Source organism: Streptomyces sp. R-74717 (assembly GCF_047305335.1).
GTDB lineage: Bacteria > Actinomycetota > Actinomycetes > Streptomycetales > Streptomycetaceae > Streptomyces > Streptomyces atratus.
Map to the genome: position 1 here is coordinate 8,836,592 of NZ_CP102361.1, position 18,401 is coordinate 8,854,992.

At 69.5% G+C, this 18,401-nt stretch carries 13 protein-coding genes and 3 pseudogenes; 7 read left to right on the plus strand and 9 right to left on the minus strand.

The features are described 5' to 3' along the window. Positions 1-41: 41 nt before the first annotated feature. The 3 genes and pseudogenes from NRF20_RS39900 to NRF20_RS39910 all read right to left on the minus strand — a co-directional run. A pseudogene (locus NRF20_RS39900) lies at positions 42-1,880 on the minus strand (alpha-mannosidase); the annotation flags it as partial. Between the two features lie 261 nt (positions 1,881-2,141). Then, positions 2,142-2,249, minus strand: a pseudogene (locus NRF20_RS39905) (GntR family transcriptional regulator); the annotation flags it as partial. Positions 2,250-2,639: 390 nt separating this feature from the next. Then, on the minus strand, positions 2,640-2,831 hold the full coding sequence (locus NRF20_RS39910; protein WP_266364432.1) for a DUF6381 family protein: 192 nt from the start codon (positions 2,829-2,831) through the stop codon (positions 2,640-2,642). Between the two features lie 132 nt (positions 2,832-2,963). Here NRF20_RS39910 and NRF20_RS39915 point away from each other — a divergent pair, with 132 nt between their 5' ends. Continuing rightward, positions 2,964-3,656, plus strand: a complete 693-nt coding sequence (locus NRF20_RS39915; RefSeq protein ID WP_398631727.1) for a ribonuclease H — start codon at positions 2,964-2,966, stop codon at positions 3,654-3,656. A gap of 173 nt (positions 3,657-3,829) precedes the next feature. After that, a complete protein-coding gene (locus tag NRF20_RS39920; RefSeq protein WP_114242909.1) occupies positions 3,830-4,561 on the plus strand; it encodes a CDP-alcohol phosphatidyltransferase family protein in 732 nt (243 codons plus the stop codon). Here NRF20_RS39920 and NRF20_RS39925 read toward each other — a convergent pair. Then, a complete protein-coding gene (locus NRF20_RS39925) occupies positions 4,527-4,976 on the minus strand; it encodes an adenylyltransferase/cytidyltransferase family protein (RefSeq protein ID WP_114242908.1) in 450 nt (149 codons plus the stop codon). The genes NRF20_RS39920 and NRF20_RS39925 overlap by 35 nt on opposite strands. Positions 4,977-5,185: 209 nt before the next feature. Here NRF20_RS39925 and NRF20_RS39930 point away from each other — a divergent pair, with 209 nt between their 5' ends. The 3 genes and pseudogenes from NRF20_RS39930 (at position 5,186) to NRF20_RS39940 (ending at position 9,376) form a co-directional block, all read left to right on the plus strand. Next, positions 5,186-6,451: a glycosyltransferase gene (locus NRF20_RS39930; RefSeq protein WP_413754147.1), complete on the plus strand. Its 1,266-nt coding sequence runs from the start codon at positions 5,186-5,188 to the stop codon at positions 6,449-6,451. Then, positions 6,448-8,135 (plus strand): annotated as a pseudogene (locus NRF20_RS39935) (lipopolysaccharide biosynthesis protein). Before NRF20_RS39930 ends, NRF20_RS39935 begins: the two are co-directional and overlap by 4 nt. Then, positions 8,132-9,376, plus strand: coding sequence for a hypothetical protein (locus NRF20_RS39940; protein ID WP_413754148.1), 1,245 nt, complete (start codon positions 8,132-8,134; stop codon positions 9,374-9,376). Before NRF20_RS39935 ends, NRF20_RS39940 begins: the two are co-directional and overlap by 4 nt. Here the strand turns inward: NRF20_RS39940 and NRF20_RS39945 are convergent. Further along, positions 9,345-10,859 (minus strand): hypothetical protein, encoded by a 1,515-nt coding sequence (locus tag NRF20_RS39945; RefSeq protein WP_398631731.1) that lies wholly within the window; start codon positions 10,857-10,859, stop codon positions 9,345-9,347. The two genes, NRF20_RS39940 and NRF20_RS39945, sit on opposite strands and share 32 nt — an antisense overlap. A gap of 105 nt (positions 10,860-10,964) precedes the next feature. Here NRF20_RS39945 and NRF20_RS39950 point away from each other — a divergent pair, with 105 nt between their 5' ends. Continuing rightward, entirely contained in the window at positions 10,965-12,125 is a 1,161-nt protein-coding gene (locus NRF20_RS39950; protein WP_413754149.1) for a glycosyltransferase, read from the plus strand. Between the two features lies 1 nt (position 12,126). On the opposite strand, the gene NRF20_RS39955 is transcribed toward NRF20_RS39950, so the two are convergent. From NRF20_RS39955 to gmd, 4 genes are all read right to left on the minus strand, one after another. Beyond that, positions 12,127-12,954: a glycosyltransferase family 2 protein gene (locus NRF20_RS39955; RefSeq protein WP_413754150.1), complete on the minus strand. Its 828-nt coding sequence runs from the start codon at positions 12,952-12,954 to the stop codon at positions 12,127-12,129. Next, positions 12,951-13,646 (minus strand): hypothetical protein, encoded by a 696-nt coding sequence (locus NRF20_RS39960; protein ID WP_398631734.1) that lies wholly within the window; start codon positions 13,644-13,646, stop codon positions 12,951-12,953. The genes NRF20_RS39955 and NRF20_RS39960 overlap by 4 nt, the downstream gene beginning before the upstream one ends. Then, the gene (locus NRF20_RS39965) at positions 13,643-15,904 is read right to left on the minus strand and encodes a LamG-like jellyroll fold domain-containing protein (RefSeq protein ID WP_413754151.1); all 2,262 of its coding nucleotides are present in this window, start codon (positions 15,902-15,904) and stop codon (positions 13,643-13,645) included. The genes NRF20_RS39960 and NRF20_RS39965 overlap by 4 nt, the downstream gene beginning before the upstream one ends. Before the next feature lie 300 nt (positions 15,905-16,204). Continuing rightward, on the minus strand, positions 16,205-17,218 hold the full coding sequence (gene gmd / locus NRF20_RS39970) for a GDP-mannose 4,6-dehydratase (protein WP_398631736.1): 1,014 nt from the start codon (positions 17,216-17,218) through the stop codon (positions 16,205-16,207). Between the two features lie 112 nt (positions 17,219-17,330). Here gmd and NRF20_RS39975 point away from each other — a divergent pair, with 112 nt between their 5' ends. After that, positions 17,331-18,314, plus strand: a complete 984-nt coding sequence (locus tag NRF20_RS39975) for a GDP-L-fucose synthase family protein (protein ID WP_413754152.1) — start codon at positions 17,331-17,333, stop codon at positions 18,312-18,314. Positions 18,315-18,401: the final 87 nt, after the last annotated feature.

Below are 18,401 nucleotides of genomic sequence, written 5' to 3' on the forward strand. Positions count from 1 at the left end.
ACGGGGCGGGCCCGCAGCGGTGCGCATCCACCCCGTACGCCTCACACGTCTTCGTTCGGTGTGAGCCGCAGCGTCACGATCTGGAACGGCCGCAGCCGCAACCGCACCGAATCGCCCGCCACCTCGGTGGACTCCTCGGCGAGCGGACGCTCCAGCAGGTCCGTGACACTTGCCCCGGCCAGTGCGAACCCCGCCGTCAGACGGGCAGAGACCCGGCCGCCGTGGGCCTCGTGGAGCCGGACCACCACATCCCCGCCGCCGTCGTCGGCGAGCTTCACCGCGGTCACGACCACCGCGTCGTCATCGACCGCGACCAGCGGGGCCACCGCGGCACTCCCCGGCACACGCCGCTCCGGGAGGCTGAACTGCCAGCCCTCACGCACCGCGTCACCGATCGTCGCCCCCGGCAGCAGCGCGTACCGCAACCGGTGCACGCCCTGGTCGGCCGCCGGGTCGGGATAGCGGGGCGCCCGCAGCAGCGACAACCGCAGCGTGGTCGTGGTGGAGCCGTCCTCGCGGACCGTACGGGTCACATCGTGCCCGTACGTCGAATCGTTGATCAGCGCCACGCCCCAGCCCGGCTCACCGACATGCAGGAAGCGGTGGGCGCAGATCTCGAACTTCGCCGCCTCCCAGGTCGTGTTGGTGTGCGTCGGCCGCTGGACGTGCCCGAACTGGGTCTCCGCCGTGGAGTGATCGGCACGCACATCGATCGGGAACGCCGCCTTGAGGAACTTCTCCTGCTCATGCCAGTCGACCTCGGTGTCGATGTCCAGGCGCCGGGCCCCCGGCCGCAGCGTCAGCAGCTGGGTGACGCGGGACGAGCCGAAGGTGCGCACCACCTCGACGCCGTCACCGCTGCGGCGCACCACGTCGGCCTCGGTCAGATCGGTCACCGTATTGCGGTAGAAGGCATCGACGTCCCAGGCGTCCCAACGGTTCGGCAGATCCGGGTGGACCTGGAGCAGATTCGCCGCACAGCCCGGGGCGACCGTCTCGCGCCCGGCCACCAGATCGACGACCGAGACCACCAGGCCCCGCGCGTCCACGGTCACCCGGAGCAGTCCGTTGTCGAGCCGGAAGCCGCCGTCCAACGCCTCGGCCTCCACAGGCCGTTCCCGCTGCTCCGACGCGAGCGCCGCGCCACCGGCCGTGACGCCGGCCCGGCCGTGCGGAGCGGAGCTGAAGACGACGGTGCCCGCGCCGTCCGCAGCACCGGCCAGGGCCCGCTGCGCCGCCTCGATCACCGCTTCGAGCTCTCCGGCGATCCGGGCGTACGTCGCCTCCGCCTCACGGTGAACCCAGGCAATGGACGAACCCGGCAGGATGTCGTGGAACTGATGCAGCAGCACGCTCTTCCAGATCCGGTCCAACTTCTCGTAGGGATAAGGAAATCCGGTCCGCACCGCCGCGGTGGCCGCCCACAGCTCCGCCTCCCGCAGCAGATGCTCGCTGCGCCGGTTGCCCTGCTTGGTCCGTGCCTGCGAGGTGTACGTACCGCGGTGCAGCTCCAGGTACAGCTCACCCAGCCACACCGGTGGCCGGTCGTACTCGGCCTCGGCGGCGGCGAAGAAGTCCGCGGGCTTCTCGATCGTCACCCGGGGCGAGCCCTCCAGATCCGGGAGACGGCCGGCGCGCGCCAGCATCTCGCGGGTGGGCCCACCACCTCCGTCCCCCCAGCCGAACGGGACGAGTGAACGTGTGGCGTGCCCCTTGTCCCGGAAGTTCTTCTCGGCGTGCGCGAGCTCCTCGCCGGACAGCTCCGCCACATAGGTGTCCACAGGCGGGAAGTGCGTGAAGACGCGCGTGCCGTCCAGCCCTTCCCACAGGAAGGAATGGTGCGGGAACGGGTTGGTCGTGTTCCACGAGATCTTCTGGGTGCGCCGTGCGCTCCGCGATGGCGGCGGTGGCGACGGCGAAACCGTGCGCACACAACAGGGCGGTCGGTGGCTCGGGTGCCGCGAGGAGACCGGACAGCAACTGCTTGCGGTCGTCCTCGGACAGTGCCGTGTACGAGCGCAGCGCGGTGAACTGGGGGACTGGTACGGCCCCTGGCCGCTGATGATGCAGGCGATCACACCGGATCTGTGGGCCGAGGCAGGTTCCGCGGTCCGGTCCGAAGGATCGGCGACAAAGGTACCCAGTCCTCGGCGTCGTACGAACAACCCTTCCGCGACAAGGTCGTTGAGTGCCCGAACGGCGGTGGTGGAACTGACCCCGAAGCGCTCGCGCAGCTGGTTCTGAGTGATGCCTCAATGTGTGGGCGGTGCATCCCGGCGCGGGCGGTGCTCAGCCGCGGGTGATCGATCCGGCAGGCCCGGCGCGTACGGAGGACGGGCCACGCGTTCCTGACATGACGTCGTCCGAGGCCCGTGAAGTTCTCCGGTGGGAGGGAATCGCCGTGATCGACTGCCGCGGCGTCCTACGGAAGTGGTCGGAGGCGGATGTGTCGTGACGCAGGGTGAGCAGAATCGTGTACTTCTCACGGCCGACCCGAACCGATCGCTGCGTTGGCGATGTGCCGGGGTGTCGGGGGCCGGGCGGCCGACGGCTTGCCGCTCACTCATGGAAGGGCAGCAAGACGTCGGCCGTTTTCTGAGGCAGGTACTGCGTGACACAGGTACTACGTGACGCAGGTACTACTTCGGCGGGCGGATCTTCTCGCTGCCGATGTTGCCCTGCTGGTCAATCTGCTCCTGCAGCTTCTGGGCCTTCTCCTGGAGCCGCCGGCGCTGCTCAGGGTCGGTGGTGCGCTCAGCGGCCTCGGTCATGTGCCGGGCCTTCTCGCGCAGCTGCTGCGCACGGTCACCGGATTCACGTGCAACGCTCATCATCGCTCCTTGTGCGGTTGGGAAGAGCTTGCTCCATCAGAGAACCAGCGTCGCCGGTTCACCGCACCTCGAATCGTCACTCAGCGTGACGGTGTGCCGTAGGGGTGGTGTGGCGCTGGCATGATCGAGGGCATGAACGAGAGCATCATCGCCGCGTGTGACGGGGCATCGAAGGGTAATCCGGGGCCTGCGGCCTGGGCGTGGGTCGTGGCCGATGCGCAGGGGCGACCGGAGCGCTGGGAAGCGGGTCCGCTGGGGACCGCCACCAACAATGTTGCCGAACTCACGGCGCTGCAGGAGCTGTTGGAGTCCACGGATCCGTCCGTGGCGATCGAAGTGCGGATGGATTCGCAGTACGCGATGAACGCGGTGACGAAGTGGCTGCCGGGATGGAAGCGCAACGGGTGGAAGACCTCGGCCGGAAAGCCGGTGGCCAACCGTGACCTGGTGTCCCGCATCGACGCCCTGCTGACCGGCCGGACCGTGGACTTCGTCTATGTGCCCGCCCACCAGGTGGACGGAGATCCGCTCAACGCCCTCGCCGACCAGGCGGCCAGCGAAGCAGCTGTGGCGCAGCGGCCGGCCGGTACCGCGCACGGCTCGCAGCTGCCGACGCCCGCTCCGGCCCGGGCTGCCGAGGGGCGGGGCAAGAGTGCCCCGGCGAAGAAGGCAGGGGGCGCGGCGCGCTCCGCACGCTCCGGCGGAACCATCCGGGCCAAGTTCGCGGGCCGCTGCCACTGCGGAAAGCCTTACGCGGCACAGGAGATGATCGCCAAGAACCCGAACGGCTGGGGCCACCCGGCGTGCCGCACCGCGCCCGCCTGAGGCACGGTCCGTCGGGCCTGCGCACCCGGTGCGGGCCCGACGGAGGCGGATCGCCGGCCGGAGCGGGCGAGTGGCCACGCGAAATGGGGCCCGCGTGCCATGATGCGGCTCCGACGGCAGCGTCCGCAGTGCTCTGCCGATGCCGCCGGCAACGGTGACACGCTGGGGGGCGTATGGGAAGCACCGGCACGGTTCTGCGCGAGTTGCGCGGCGCACAGAAGACGGCCAAGGGGGTGTCGCTGTACTCGCGGTACGTGAACCGCCCGGCCGGACGGGTGTTCGCAGCAGGTGCATACCGCATCGGACTGACACCCAATCAAGTCACGCTGATCAGCGCGGCATTCACCTTCACCGCCATCGCCTCGGTGGCTCTCGTCCGGCCGTCCTGGGGGCTCGCGGTCGCGGTGTACGCAGGGCTCGTCATCGGCTTCGCCTTCGATTCGGCCGACGGGCAGCTGGCCAGGCTGACCGGCAGGGGAGGTCCGGACGGCGAGTGGCTGGACCATGTCGTTGACTGCGCCAAGATGATCCTCGTACACACCGCCGTGCTGATCTCGTTCCAGCGGTTTTTCGATCTGCCGGCCGAGGGCTGGCTGCTCCTGCCGCTGGGCTTCCTGTTCACCGCCGTGCTGACCTTCTGCGCCGGGCTGCTGCGTGAACAGCTGGGCAAGGCGGCCGCCTTGCCCACGGCGGGCAGCGGTGCCGCGGTCCCGGTGTCCCGGGTGCGGGCCGTGGCATTGCTGCCTGCCGACTACGGGGTGTTCTGCCTGGTGTTCCTGCTGCTCGGCGACCGGACCGCGTTCCGCATCGGCTATGCGGTGCTCGCCGTCGTGCACGCGCTGTTCCTGGTGGCGTTCCTCGCCAAGTGGTTCAGGGAGCTGACAGCGCTCCGGACTGCGGACTGACGAGCGTGTCCAGCGCCCGGCGCAGCTGGGTGCTGGACGTGTGCACGGTGTACGGGAAGTAGACCACCTCGACGCCGACCTCGGCGAAGTCGCGCTCCAGCCGCTTGCCCTTCTCGGTGTCCCGCCAGTCGTCCCCCTTGAAGATGACGTCGAACCTGACCTGCTGCCAGGTCTCGACCTTGTCGGGCACGGTCTCGACGAATGCGGCGTCCACGTAGCGGACGCTGCGTACGATCTCCAGCCGTTCCGGCAGCGGAATCACCGGTTTGTGGCCCTTGGCGAGCGCGGCCATCTCGTCCGAGACGACGCCCGCGACGAGGTAGTCGCACTGGCTGCGGGCATGCCGCAGGATGTTGAGGTGTCCTATGTGGAAAAGGTCGTAGACCCCCGGCGCGTAGCCGACCCTGTGCACCATCCGTTCTCTCCCCCCACGGTGAACGTGATGTCCGTGTCCAGCAGCAGTTGTCCGGACATGGCATCCGGTGCTGCGGGATATCGGTATCGGTGGTGATGGTGCAACGACCTTACTGTGAAGACCACTTGCGCATCTCGTGAACGGATAAGCTCACTTTTGGGGCTGTTCCTTGGGGGGAACACAGAATGTCCGGGGGAAGGCGAGCGTCCATGTCCGATGCCGATCGTCACAAGCCGCTCGAAGACCGCACTCTGCTGGTCGTCTCGACCAACTACGCACCGGAGCTGACAGGTATCGGCCCGTACGCCGCGCAGCTCGCCGAGCACTGGGCCGCGTCCGGGGCCGAGACCCATGTACTGACCGGCATGCCGCACTACCCGTCCTGGCGTACCGAATCGGAGTACCGGGGCGTGTGGCGGGTCACCGAGAAGCGGGCCGGGGTCACCGTCCACCGGCGAAGACACTATGTGCCGCCGCGCCAGACGGCCCTGCGCAGAGCGGTGTTCGAGGCCACGGTACTCGGGCACGGTCTGCTGTCGCCGCCCGTTTCGCGTCCGCCGGACGCGGTGGTCTCTCAGATGCCGAGCCTTGCGGGCGGTGTCATCGGGGCCCGGCTGGCGGGCCGCCACCGAGTCCCGCACATACCGGTCGTGCAGGATCTGATGGGTGCCGCCGCCGCGCAGAGCGGTATCCGGGGCGGGGGCCGGGCGGCAGCCCTCGCCTCTGCGGCCGAACGTTACGCGCTGCGCGGCGCAGCCCTCGTCGGAGTCATCCACGAGAGTTTCGTTCCGCGTGTCACCGAGTACGGCGTGGACCCGGGGCGTATCCGTATCGTTCCCAACTGGTCGCATGTGCAGGCGCCTTCGGCAGACCGTGCGGGGACCCGGGCAGGACTCGGCTGGAGCGAGGGCGCTCCCGTGGTCCTGCACTCCGGGAACATGGGACTCAAACAGGGCCTGGAGGTCCTGGTCGACGCGGCCCGGCTGGCACCGGAGATACGTTTCGTGCTGATGGGGGACGGGAATCAGCGCGAGGCGCTGCTGGGGCGTGCGACGGGCCTGCGCAATCTCGACTTCCTGCCGCCGGCCGGCGCGAACGAGTTCACGGACATTCTCGCTGCCGCCGATGTGCTGGCGGTGACCCAGCGGGCATCCGTGCTCGACATGAGCGTCCCGTCCAAACTCACCTCGTACTTCGTCTCGGGCCGCCCCGTCGTCGCCTCGGTCGCCGACGGGGGAGGCACCGCCCAGGAGGTCCACCGGTCCGGCGCCGGGATCCTCGTCGCACCGGAGGATCCCGCCGCGCTGCTGTCAGCCGTACGCAAGCTCTTCGAAGCGCCGGCCGAAGCGGACCGGCTCGGCGCCAACGGACCGCAGTACGTCGTACGTCACCTGAGCCGAGAGGCGGGCCTGGCCCGCTTCGACGCACTGCTCACCGAGGTCCTCGCGGACGCACAAGGGAGACCACGCCGATGACCCAGCCGATCCGCGCCCTGGAGGACCAGGACGAACCCGCACTGCTGAGGGACCAGTTCCGCCAGCTCCTGCGCTACCGCGCACTGCTCGCCTCCGGCGTCGTCCTCGGACTGCTCGGCGGCGGCTGGCTCGCCCTGAGCGGCGAGGAGAGCTACACATCGACGGGCGAGGTGGTCGTACGCTCCGCCGTCTCGGACCCCTTCGCCGCGGGCGCCTCCGCCGACAAGGGCATCAACATCGGCTCCGAGCGGCAGACCGCCGTCAGCGACACCGTGGGCACCCTGGCCGTCGGCTCCCTGGCCAGGCACGGCGACCGGGTGGAGGTCGGGACCCTGATGTCCGGCCTCCAGGTCACGAACCCGCCGAACACGCTCGTGCTCCGCTTCGCCTACACCGGCCGCAACCCCGCGCTGGCGAAGTCGCGGGCCGAGGCGCTCGCCGACGCCTATCTGGAGATCCGCAGACAGCGCACCGAGGACAGCATCGCCAACATGGTCGACGGCTACCGCGCCCAGCTGAAGCCCCTCACCGAACAGCGCGATCAGCTGGCGGCGCAGGCCGGGACGAGCAACGACGCGACCAGCGCACGGGCCAACCTCGTGGTCTCGATCTCCGAACTGAGCAGGAAAATCTCGGAGTTGCGGGCCCTGGACACCACTCCCGGCTATCTGACGAAGAAGCCCGTCGCGCCCACGGACCCCACCGGTGCGGGGCTGCCCCTGCTGCTGGGACTCGGCGGTGTCGTCGGGCTCGCGCTCGGCCTGCTCCTTTCGTGGGTACGCCTGGTCTTCGACCCGGCCGTGCGCTCCACCCGGGAGCTGGTCCGTTCGCTCGGCGCGCCGCTGCTCGGCACCCTGCCCAGGGAACGAGCATCCGCGGGCGCGCTGCTCGCCATCGGGCGGAGCGGGAGCCGGCTTGCCGAGGAGTACCGGGCGGTCGCCTTCCGGCTCGCCTACGACCCGTCGTTCGCCCAGCGCCGCAGACTCCTGGTCACGGCCCCGCGCGGGGACAACGACGCGGCGGCCGCCGCCGCGGTCAACCTGGCCGCGGCCTTCGCCGAGATGGGACGTGACGTACTCCTGGTCGAGGCCGATCTACGCACCCCCTCGCTGGCCAGGGACCTCGGCCCGGCTGTGCAGGGCGCCGGGCCGCGCTGGGCATCGGAGGGCGAACGGGCCTGGCCGTCGGACAGCCGGATGAATGTGGACGTACCCGGGTCGGGTGCCTTCACCCTGATAGCGGGCCGGCGCACGGACAACGTCCCGCGTGCCCTGACCTCCGCGCCCGTCGGACGGATCGTCGCCGAGGGCGACCGGCCGGGCGCCGTCGTCATCGTGCTGGCTCCGCCCGTGCTCTCGTACGCCGATGCCGTCGCACTGATCGACCGGGTGGAGGGTGTCGTGGTGGTCTGCGACCCGCGCGAGGTGCACCGCAGCGACCTGGAGCGGATCCGCGAGATCATCGGGGCGGCCGGAGGCTCCGTGCTCGGCGCCCTGCTGCATCCCGGCCGCAGCCGCTACGAGCGCCGGGCCCGCAAGAAGGCCGGCGGCGCCGCACGGGCGGCGGCCGGTCCGGCTCCGCTACCGGTCGGGGCGGCGGCGGCCGCGGCGACCGGGAGCACACCGGTGACCCGGCCGAGACGCTCGGCCTGCGCACCTTCGACTCCACCGCGGGACACAGATGAAGGCACGGACCGCGATCGTCTGCTCGGTTGCGGACCAGGGCGTGGCGGCGCTCACCAACATCCTGGTGCTGGTGGCCGCCGCCCGGCTCTCCACGGTGGCCGACTTCGCCCGCTTCTCGGCGGTCTACCTCGTCTTCACCGTGCTGCTGGGGGTATCCGGCGCCTACACCGGACAGCCGCTCGTGCTGCGGCGCGGCGGGAGCGGCGAGGTGCGCGGCGCGTGCCGGTCGGCGGTCGCCTTCACCCTGCTCACCGCGGCCGCGCTCGGCGCCCTGCTCGTCACCGTCTGCCTGACGCTGCCGGGAGCCACCGCACGTGCCCTGATGATGCTGGGGCTCGTCCTGCCGGTGGTCCTGGGGCAGGACACCATGCGTTACGCCTTCTCCACCCTGCACCTGCCGCACCTGGCGCTGGCGAGCGATGTGCTCAGACTGGTCTGTGTGCTGGGCGCGCTGGCCGTGCAGCCGTACGGTGCTGCCGCGGCCCGGCTCGTCAGCGTCTGGGGGCTGTCCGCGCTGCCCGCTCTCCTGCTGTCGGCCGCACTGCTGCACCGCAGAGTGGCCGGTACGGCCCTGCGGCTCAAGGTCTTGCTGCGGAGAGGGCATCTGGGACGGCGCTTCGTGGTGGAGTTCGGGGTGGGAAACGCCACCAACCAGCTCTCCGTGCTCGGACTCGGCATGGTCGGCAATCCGCTCGTGGTGGGCGCCCTGCGCGGTGCCACCACTCTCTTCGGGCCGCTGAACGTGCTGTTCACCTCGGCCACCGGCTTCGGCCCGCCACTGCTCGGACGGCTCGCCTCCGAACGGCGCAGGGTACGCGCCACGGCGACGCTCGCCGCGGTCCTGGCCGCCACAGCCGCCGCCTGGGCCACCGCACTCGCCCTGCTGCCCGACGGAATCGGCCGCCATCTGCTCGGCGACACCTGGCCCACGGCCGCCGCCCTGCTCCCGGCGACGGGCAGCCAGTACGCGGCGATGGCCGTCGGCACCTGCGGGCTGCTGGCGCTTCGGATGCTCGACCCCCGTACCACCCTCTCCATCCAGGTGGTCTTCTCGCTCGCCGCCGTCGCCTTCCTCGTCGGCGGCTATGTGCTCGGCGGGGTGCCGGGCGCTGCCTGGGGCCTGTGCCTGGGATCCGTCTGCAAGGCGGTGGCCACCTGGACCCGGGTGGCCCGGCTCAGGCGCCGCACCGCGGTGGAACAGGCGCCCGTCAGTGCGAGCGCTGTCCGCTCCGGCTCCTGAAGCTTGTGATCAGCAGCAGACAGAGCGCCGCGATCGCCAGTTTCCCGACGGACTGCAACAGCGGTCCGCGCAACACAATGAAGGTGTACCCGGCGATCAGCGGCGCGGCGATGGCCAGAACACTGCCGGGGCCCGGGCCGTCCCGGGACACCGCCCGCGCGTATCGCCGGTCGGTGCGTGCGGCGACGTACCCGATCAGTGCGAGACCGCCGACCATGCCCGGAGCACCGAAGTCGACCCAGAGCTCGGTCCACAGCGGCGCCGACAGGTTGGTCATGTTCATCCCCATCCACTGGCCGACGCGGACCCCTGTGTCCTCCGGCTTGCCGCTCCACACCGACCGGGGTACGAAGAAGAGGGCGGAGCCCGCCAGCTGACGCCCATAGGTGTGGCCGCGGGTGTCGACCCAGGTGATGGTGTTGGCGAACATCACCGTCTGGTCGTAGTCCTTGGTGGCCAGCGGCTCGAAGACCGATGACGAATCCACCGGCCGGTACCCGGCGCTGTCGTAGCGGAACCGGTCCGCGTACGGAAACAGCACCAGCGCCCCGACCACCCCCATGGCCAGTACCGACCGGTACATCGCCGCGCTGCTCGGGAACGCGGTGAACAGGAGCGAGACCAGTACGGTCAGGAACCAGTAACGGGCATTGGATATCGGGTTGTTGACGACGATGTTGAGGATCAGGAGCGCGCACCAGACCAGAACCGTCGAGGGGGAACGCCGGGCCCTGCGCGAGGTCACCAGGCGGCGGGTGCAGAAGAGCAGCCCCAGCAGCGCGGGTACCGTACCGAAGCCCTTGAGGAAGGCCGATCCCACGTTGGACTGGCTCGACGCAACCCCGCTGACCGCGACCGAGGCGCTGATCTCCTGGCGGCTGGTGAAGAAGATCGCGGGCCCGCCGAGCTTCAGGATGTAGTAGCCGCTCGCCGCGAAGGCCAGCACCACCAGCAGCCTGAGCCGCATCCGGTGCGCGGTGGCCGGACCGCTTCCGGAGCGTGCGGTGGCCCGGCGGCGCAGCGGACGCCGGGACGCCAGCAGCGCCCCGAGGTCGAACGCGGCGCACCCCACCAGGATCAGCGCGATGGCCGTCACCAGATCCGACCGCGGTCCCACCATCGGGGTGGGGGTCTGCCCGATGACCGCCTGCGCGAACGGCGCCACCCCCATCGCGATGTACACGAACATCCAGAACACGCCCTGCAGCAGACGCCGCCGCGTGGACAGGATCATCGTGGCGAGCCGGGCTCCCGCGTAACACGTCAGCACCAGCTGCAGCCAGTACGCGGTGTCCCGGACGCCCGTCCCCGGCTGCGCGGCGATCACCGCGGGCAGGAAGCAGACCAGGCCGAGGATGAGAGGCACGGCCAGGGCCCGCGACAGCATGGCCCACGACATGGGCTTCGCCGGCGGCTGGACCGGGTCTGGCGGGCCGTGCTCCGGCAGGGGTGCGGACGGCGCCGCCTCGTGCACGGACGTCATCTGCTCCCCGTTCCGTGGACCTGTGAACACTCTAACGAATCAACCCACTTGGGGGGTTTGGATGACTAGTCTGTAAAAGGTCGGCCGAGGTTGAGGGGAACCCTGGTGAAGATCCTGCACGTCGTCACACTGCACACCCCGGACCATGCGTTCGGCGGCCCGACAAGGGTGGCGCTCAACCTGTCGAAGGTCCAGCGGGCCGGGGGTGACGACGCCCGCATCATGGCGCTGGGTGACGGCTTTGAAGGCCGGCTGCCGCGCGAGGTCGAGGGAGTGCCGGTCCATCTCTTCCGGGCCCGCCATCTGCTCCCCATGTTCGAGGTCAGCGGAATCACCTCCGGTGCGCTCCTGCTCGCCGCCCGTCGCATGATGCGCGGCGCCGATCTCGTCCATGTCCATCTCATGCGCGACCTGGTGACGCTGCCCGTCGCACTGCTAGCGCTGGCCTCCCGCACACCCCTGGTCGTCCAGACCCATGGCATGGTGGACCCGACCGAGAAGCGGGTTGCCCAGCTGACCGACCTGCTGGGGGTACGCAAGGTGCTGCGGGACGCCGACGCCGTGCTGCACCTGACCGAGAGGGAACGCCTCGATGTGAACGCCGTTGCCGCGCCGGTGCCGTTGACCCGCACCGTACGGCTGGTCAATGGCGTACGGCCGCAGGAGCCGGCGCCGGCCAGGGAGCCGGGGCGGCCGCCGACGGTCCTCTTTCTGGCCCGGATCCAGGAGCGCAAGCGCCCGGAGGACTTCGTCGCCGCGATGCCGACGGTCCTGGCCGAGCATCCGGACGCCCGGTTCGTGCTGGCCGGCCCCGACACCGGAGCGCTGCCCGCGACTCTCGAACTCGCCCGCAGACTCGAGGTGATGGACTCCCTCGACCATGTGGGAGCGCTCGACCACGAAGAGGTCCTCGCGGCGGGGCGGCAGGCCGATGTGTACGTACTGCCGTCGATCGAGGAACCCCTGGGTGTATCCGTCCTCGAAGCGATGTCGGTCGGCACCCCCGTGGTCATCACCCGCACCTGTGGCCTCGGCCCCGATGTCGCGCGGGCCGGGGCGGGCCGGGTGATCGACAGCCGGGTCGGCGAGGACGGGAAGAACGCGCTCAAGGTCGCCGGGGCGATTCTGGAACTCCTCGAACCCGAGGTCAACGCCCGGGCGGGAAAGGCTGCTTGGGACCTGGTCAATGAGCAGTTCACCATCGAGGTCGTGACCCGGACCCTCCGGCGGACCTACGAGGACGTGGTCCGCCGGAAGGGCCGCTGAGTCAAGCGGTCTTCCCCTCACGGGACTTGAGCGCGATCTGCCAGCGGTAGAAACTCATCGCCAGCGCGAAGTCGAAGCCCGCCCGCCCGTCGAGGAATCCCCGCCGGTACACATACATGTACGCGAACGACACCAGGGGCTTGAAGGGCGCCTTGTGGAACAGCTGCCCCTGGCGCGACTTCACCCTCCGCACCTGCTCCTTGACCTCGGGGTGGTGCTCCAGCCACGCCTCCCAGTCCGAGTAGCGGTTGTGCCGCTCGAACCAGGCGGTGACCGGGTCCAGGTCCTGGTGCTCGATCGGATTGCGGAGCGAGCCGGCCGACTCGGCGACCGGCTGGTAGTGGCCCTCGACCTCACCGATGCCCGGCGCTTCGAGATCCCCGACCTCCGGGTACCGGCAGCGGGTGCGGTCGGTCAGTGACCGCTTGCGGATGGTGTAGCCGTGCCGCAGCCGCTTCCCGGAGAACCAGTAACCCAGCGGTATGTCGTACGCCGCGGGCTTCGGCGCGCCGGGATCGGCGAAGATCTGCCGCAGTTCGGCCAGCAGACCGGGGCTGAGCCGCTCGTCCCCGTCGAGCAGCAGAATCCAGTCCAGGTCCGTGCGGACATGGTCCAGGCACCACTGCTTCTTTCGCGGATGACCGCCGTCCCAGGTGTACGTCATCACCTCGGCCCCGCACTCCTCGGCGATCTTCGCCGTGTCGTCCGTACTGTGTGAGTCGACGACGACGACCGCCTCGAAGTGGCCGAGCACCGACTTCACCGCCTCGGCGATGTTCAGCCCCTCGTTCTTCGTGGGGATCGCCACGGCTATCGGCAGCTTGCTCATCCATGGTCTCCTTCGGGCAGCCAGGCGTAGCAGCCTGTGGAGGTGAACGTGCGGGCCGCCTCCGGGACGGTGATCTCGGCGCGTTTCCCGGAGGCGGAGGAGCCCGACACCAGGTTCTTGCCGTTCGCCCCGGTGATCTGCCAGGTGCAATTCTTGGTGGGAGTGACGTCGTGGTAGCGGCCGGGCCGGATCTGCTCGTCCTTGTACGTGCCGTCCGCGTACCCCTGCGAGGCCTCCCGCACCAGATCTTCGTGCTGGGTGCAGAGGTGCTCGACGGCGGGTTTCGCATCGGCGATCTCGCCCGTCACGATCGCGCCGACCGCCGTGTCCCGGTCGACCTTCACGAGGTACGTCAGCTTGTCGCAGGTCTCCTGACCGGTCTGGAGCACGGCCGCCGGGTCCATGCCCTTGGGCACGCGGTCGACCAGATACTCCTTCTGCTTCTTGTTGAAGGAGCCGGTGGCCGGGGTGAGTTCATCGGTGGGCAGTTTCGGTGGTTCGCTCGTCCGCGGAGCCGAAGGGCCACTGGGCGAGCCGGCGCCGGGACCTGCCGAGGGAGCGGTGACAGGGGCCCGGGTGGCCGATGGCCTTCCCTCGCTCGCCGCCGTGTGCCCGTCGGAGGACGAGCCGCAGGCGGCCAGCGCCGCCGTCAGTACGACGACGGCGGCGCCGGCCGGGAACGGATACCTCATCCACCCGTCCTCAGGGCGTAGTGGGCGCTGATCTGTGAGCTGCTCAGCGCGGTCGGGTAGACGGCGGTCTCGTCGATCTGCCCGGCGAAGAAGCTGCTCGTCGGCTGGTTCGGCCAGTTGTTCAGGTTGTCCCCGCCGACCCGCCAGTAGCCGCTGTAGTTCTGATTGGCGGTGTACAGGGCGTTCGAGGCGCGGAGCTGTCCGTCCACGTACAGAGCCATGCCTCCGGTGCCCTGCGTGGCGACGACATGGTGCCAGGCACCGTCGTTGTAGGCCGCGGGTGTCGTGACGGTCCTGGCACCGCCGCTGTAGACCCCGAAGATCAGCCGCCCGTCATTGCGCATGTACACATGCTTGTCGAACTGGGTGCTGTTCTGCATGGTCACATTGCCGAAGCCGATGATCTTCCCTCCCCTCGTGGTCGTCGTCTTGATCCATGTCTCCACCGAGAACCTGGTGGGCTGCGCATGACGCTTGTTGCTGTACGCGTACTGGTTCGAACCGTTGAAGCCGATCGCCGTCGAAGCACCCGCCACAGCGGCCGGAGTCTGCCGGTAGGCGGGGGAGTTGCGCAGGAATCCGTTGTCCAGCCCGCTGCCGGTGTCTGCGGCGAAGGTCGAGGTGCCCTCGTCGTACCGCCAGTACAGCGAAGCACCGTCCGCCAGCACCTTGGCGGGGTACTTCTCGGCGGTTGACGCCACGGTGGCGGACAGGGCGGGCGACTTGGCACTGGTGTTGGTGCCGTCGCTCGCACTGATCCGGTACGAGTGGGTCTCACCCGCGGCCACGTCCGTATCGGTCCACCTCAGCTGTGGCCGGTCCCAGAACAGCGAATACCCCGTCGTGGTGTACACCGGGGTGCTCGCACCGTCCTTGTAGATCCGGTAGGTGAGTTCACCGTCGTCGGCGTCGAAGCTCGTCTGCCAGTTGACCTCCACCTTGCCCGCGGCAATGGTGGACAGGCTGACGTTCGGCACCCACGGCGCGCCGGTGTCGGGGCCGTCGGCGAACCGGGTGAGGCCCTGCTGTGCGGAGCCGTTGACGGTGGTGAACTCGCCGCCCACCCATAGATAGTGATGGCCGCCCTTGTCGGTCTGCGCCATCACCCGCGGTCCGACCGGCTCCCCGATGCCGTCGTTGGTGTCCGGGAACCAGGGGAGCAGCTTCGGGTCGTCGACGGACTGGGCCAGCAGATGCTTGCGTGGCTGGTCCGGGAACTCACCCATGCTGGCGCAGTCGTGCGCGTGACTGCCGCTGTACAGAACGCCGTTGTGCACGAGGACGGCCTGGGTGGCGCCCAGGCAGGTGTCCCGCCAGCGCTGCTCGAAGTTGCTGAGGTTCAGCGCGATCCGGCCGTCGAAGACACCGCCTCCGGTGCCCTCGTTGGCGGTGTAGAAGCCGGTGGCGTCCGTGGTCAGGTCCTGCACCGTGGAGGTGTTCGGAATGAAGCCGGCCGGGTAGCTCTTGGCGACGGCCCCGGTGGTGGCGTCCACGACGGCCAGTGCGTGCGAGGTGGTGCCGTTGACGGTGAAGAAGTCACCGCCGATCAGTACGTGCTCCTGATCAGGCGTCAACTCAACGGCCCGGCCGACCTCGTCGGTGTTGGCCTTCCACGGCTTCAGCGCGGCGCCCGTGGTGACCGCGGCGAACTTGTTCCGGGTCTGACCCGCCACTGTGTTGAAGTCACCGCCCAGATAGACGGTGTCGGCCGTGACGGCCAGCGCCCGTACCGTCGCGGAGACGGAGACCTTGAAGTCCTGGCGCGGGGTGCAGGTCGCGGTGTCGATCGCGGCGATATTGCTCACTCCGACCCCGCTCACCGCCCCGAACTGCCCGCCGACGTACAGGGTCTTCTGATCGGGGGAGAGCGCGAGGGCCCGTACGGTCGCTGTCCCCGACGAGAGCGTGAACGACAGACTGCAGCCGGTCGGTGCACCGGTCGCCGCATCGAACGCGGCGAAGTTCACCGCGGGCTGTTCGGAGGTTCCGGCGGCCGCGTCCGGCGGCCGGACGGTGGAGAAGGTCCCGCCGGCGTACACGACACCGGCGTCCGACGCGGCCATCGACCAGACGATGCCGTTGGTCTGCCAGGTGGTGAGGTCGTCCGCGGTCAGGGAGACCGGTGGTGTGAGGGCCGCGGCCGGGGAGCTCCCGGACGCAGCGGCGGTCAGGGCTCCGGCGAGCAGGCAGAGCGCGGCGGCCGCGGCACGTGCCCTGCCGCGTCCGATGGGTCTGCGCCCCGTACTTCCGTTCATCATTCAGCTCCGAAGGTGAGAACGAGCTGCGGCCGGAAGGCCGCGGTTCCTGCCTCGTCCGACCGGCGGCGGAACTGTCCGTCCCGCTGCCGGCAAGAGCGAGTGAGTGGTCCGGGCCGGGGGCCCGGACCGGTGCGGACGCGCTCGGGTCCACCGGGCAGCCGGTGGAGAGCGAGGTCGTGCCCGTTTTGGTCCCCGGCACGGCCGTGGGGTGCGACGGCCGGGTGCTGTGGGTGATTGCCGAACCGGTCCACACACCGGTGACCGGCAGGGCGGTGCGGCTGTCGGATGTGTCCGGATCTCTCATCGGTCCACCCGCACAGCCGCTCCGGCGAGTTGGTCGGACAGCTGACGGATGTCCGCCTCGACCATGATCCTGGCGAGCTCCCGCGATTTCACGGCCGGTTTCCAGCCGAGCAGTTCCTCGGCCTTGGCGGCATCACCGATCAGCGCGTCGACCTCGCTGGGGCGCTCGTACTTGGCGTCGTAGCGGACGTGCTCCCGCCAGTCCAGGCCGGCGTGCGCGAAGGCGTACTCCAGGAACTGCCGGACGCTGACACCCTCGCCGGTGGCCACCACATAGTCGTCCGGGTTGTCGCACTGCAGCATGCGCCACATCGCGTCGACGTACTCGGGGGCGTAGCCCCAGTCGCGCACGGCATCCAGATTGCCCAGGTGGAGGTGGGACTGCAGACCTGCCCTGATCCTGGCCACCCCACGAGTGATCTTCCGGGTCACGAAGGTCTCGCCGCGGCGCGGGGACTCGTGGTTGAAGAGAATCCCGTTGACCGCGAACATCCCATACGCCTCGCGGTAGTTGACGGTCGCCCAGTACGAATAGACCTTGGCGACGCTGTACGGGCTCCGCGGATGGAAGGGGGTCTCCTCGTTCTGCGGCGGAGGGGTGGCGCCGAACATCTCCGACGAGGACGCCTGATAGATACGGGTGTCGATACCGCTCGCGCGGACGGCCTCCAGCAGCCGGATGGTGCCGAGGCCGGTGATGTCACCGGTGTACAGCGGAGCGTCGAACGAGACTCGGACGTGCGACTGCGCACCCAGGTTGTAGACCTCGTCCGGCCGGATGTCGCGCAGCAGATTCACCAGCGCGACCCCGTCGGCGAGGTCGGCGTGATGAAGGACGAACGAACGGTTCTCTTCCTCCGGTCCCTGGTAGATGTGGTCGATCCGCTCGGTGTTGAAGCTCGACGAGCGGCGTATCAGTCCATGGACCGTGTACCCCTTGTCGAGCAGCAGCTCGGACAGGTACGAACCGTCCTGTCCGGTCACGCCGGTGATGAGCGCGGTCTTCGCCACGACTTCCCCTCTGTGTTCGCCTGAAGGCTGTTGGTTCTCACCGAAATATCGGAATTGAGCGATCTGCGGCAAAACGTCACCGCGGCCTGCGGCTGCTGGCACAATCCGAGCCATGACGACTGATCTCCCCGGCCCTCCCCAGGAATCCGTCCGCCCCCTCCTACGACCCGGCGCCCGCGTATTCGTCGCGGGTCACCGCGGTCTGGTCGGTTCGGCGGTGGTGCGCCGCTTCACCGCCGCCGGACACGAGGTGATCACCCGCGATCGCGATCAACTCGATCTGTGCGACGCCGTGCCGACCGAGGCTTTTCTCTGCGAGGTCCGTCCGGACGCAGTGGTGCTGGCCGCCGCCAAGGTCGGCGGGATCATGGCCAACAACACGTATCCGGTGCAGTTTCTCGAAGACAATCTGCGCATCCAGCTGAGCGTCATCGCCGGGGCGCATGCCGCCGGGGTCGAGCGGCTGCTCTTCCTCGGCTCGTCCTGCATCTACCCCAAGCGCGCCCCACAACCGATCCCCGAAAGCGCCCTGCTCACAGGCCCGTTGGAGCCGACGAACGAGGCATACGCGCTGGCCAAGATCGCCGGAATCGTGCAGACCCAGTCCTATCGCCGGCAGTTCGGCGCCTCGTACATCAGCGCCATGCCCACCAACCTCTACGGTCCGGGCGACAACTTCGACCTGGAGACCTCGCACGTACTGCCCGCGCTGATCCGCCGCTTCCACGAGGCGCGACGTGATGGCTCGCCCGCGGTCACGCTCTGGGGCTCCGGCAGCCCGCGCCGCGAATTCCTGCACGTCGACGATCTGGCCGCCGCGTGCCTCCTGCTGCTGGAGCGCTACGACGGTGACGAGCCCGTCAACGTAGGCTGCGGCGAGGACCTGACGATCCATGAACTCGCCAAAACCGTAAAGGATGTGACGGGTTATCAGGGCCGTGTCGAATGGGACGCATCGAAGCCCGACGGCACCCCGCGCAAGCTGCTCGACGTCTCCCGGCTCACCTCCCTCGGCTTCGCACCGCGGATTCCCCTGCGCGACGGGATCGCCCGTACCTACGCATGGTGGCTGGAGCGGCAGACCGCACAGGTCTGAGCGGACCCGACGGGCCGACCGGCACGGGCCGGCCGCCGCAACGCGACGGCCGCCCGTCCCTCCGGCCCCGCACGGCCGGAGGTTTCG

Excerpts from the sequence above, each read along its gene's own strand:
- NRF20_RS39910 (WP_266364432.1), bottom strand. The coding sequence starts at position 2,831 with ATGAGCGTTGCACGTGAATCCGGTGACCGTGCGCAGCAGCTGCGCGAG.
- NRF20_RS39915 (WP_398631727.1), top strand. The coding sequence starts at position 2,964 with ATGAACGAGAGCATCATCGCCGCGTGTGACGGGGCATCGAAGGGTAAT.
- NRF20_RS39920 (WP_114242909.1), top strand. The coding sequence starts at position 3,830 with ATGGGAAGCACCGGCACGGTTCTGCGCGAGTTGCGCGGCGCACAGAAG.
- NRF20_RS39925 (WP_114242908.1), bottom strand. The coding sequence starts at position 4,976 with ATGGTGCACAGGGTCGGCTACGCGCCGGGGGTCTACGACCTTTTCCAC.
- NRF20_RS39930 (WP_413754147.1), top strand. The coding sequence starts at position 5,186 with ATGTCCGATGCCGATCGTCACAAGCCGCTCGAAGACCGCACTCTGCTG.
- NRF20_RS39940 (WP_413754148.1), top strand. The coding sequence starts at position 8,132 with ATGAAGGCACGGACCGCGATCGTCTGCTCGGTTGCGGACCAGGGCGTG.
- NRF20_RS39945 (WP_398631731.1), bottom strand. The coding sequence starts at position 10,859 with ATGACGTCCGTGCACGAGGCGGCGCCGTCCGCACCCCTGCCGGAGCAC.
- NRF20_RS39955 (WP_413754150.1), bottom strand. The coding sequence starts at position 12,954 with ATGAGCAAGCTGCCGATAGCCGTGGCGATCCCCACGAAGAACGAGGGG.
- NRF20_RS39960 (WP_398631734.1), bottom strand. The coding sequence starts at position 13,646 with ATGAGGTATCCGTTCCCGGCCGGCGCCGCCGTCGTCGTACTGACGGCG.
- NRF20_RS39965 (WP_413754151.1), bottom strand. The coding sequence starts at position 15,904 with ATGATGAACGGAAGTACGGGGCGCAGACCCATCGGACGCGGCAGGGCA.
- NRF20_RS39975 (WP_413754152.1), top strand. The coding sequence starts at position 17,331 with ATGACGACTGATCTCCCCGGCCCTCCCCAGGAATCCGTCCGCCCCCTC.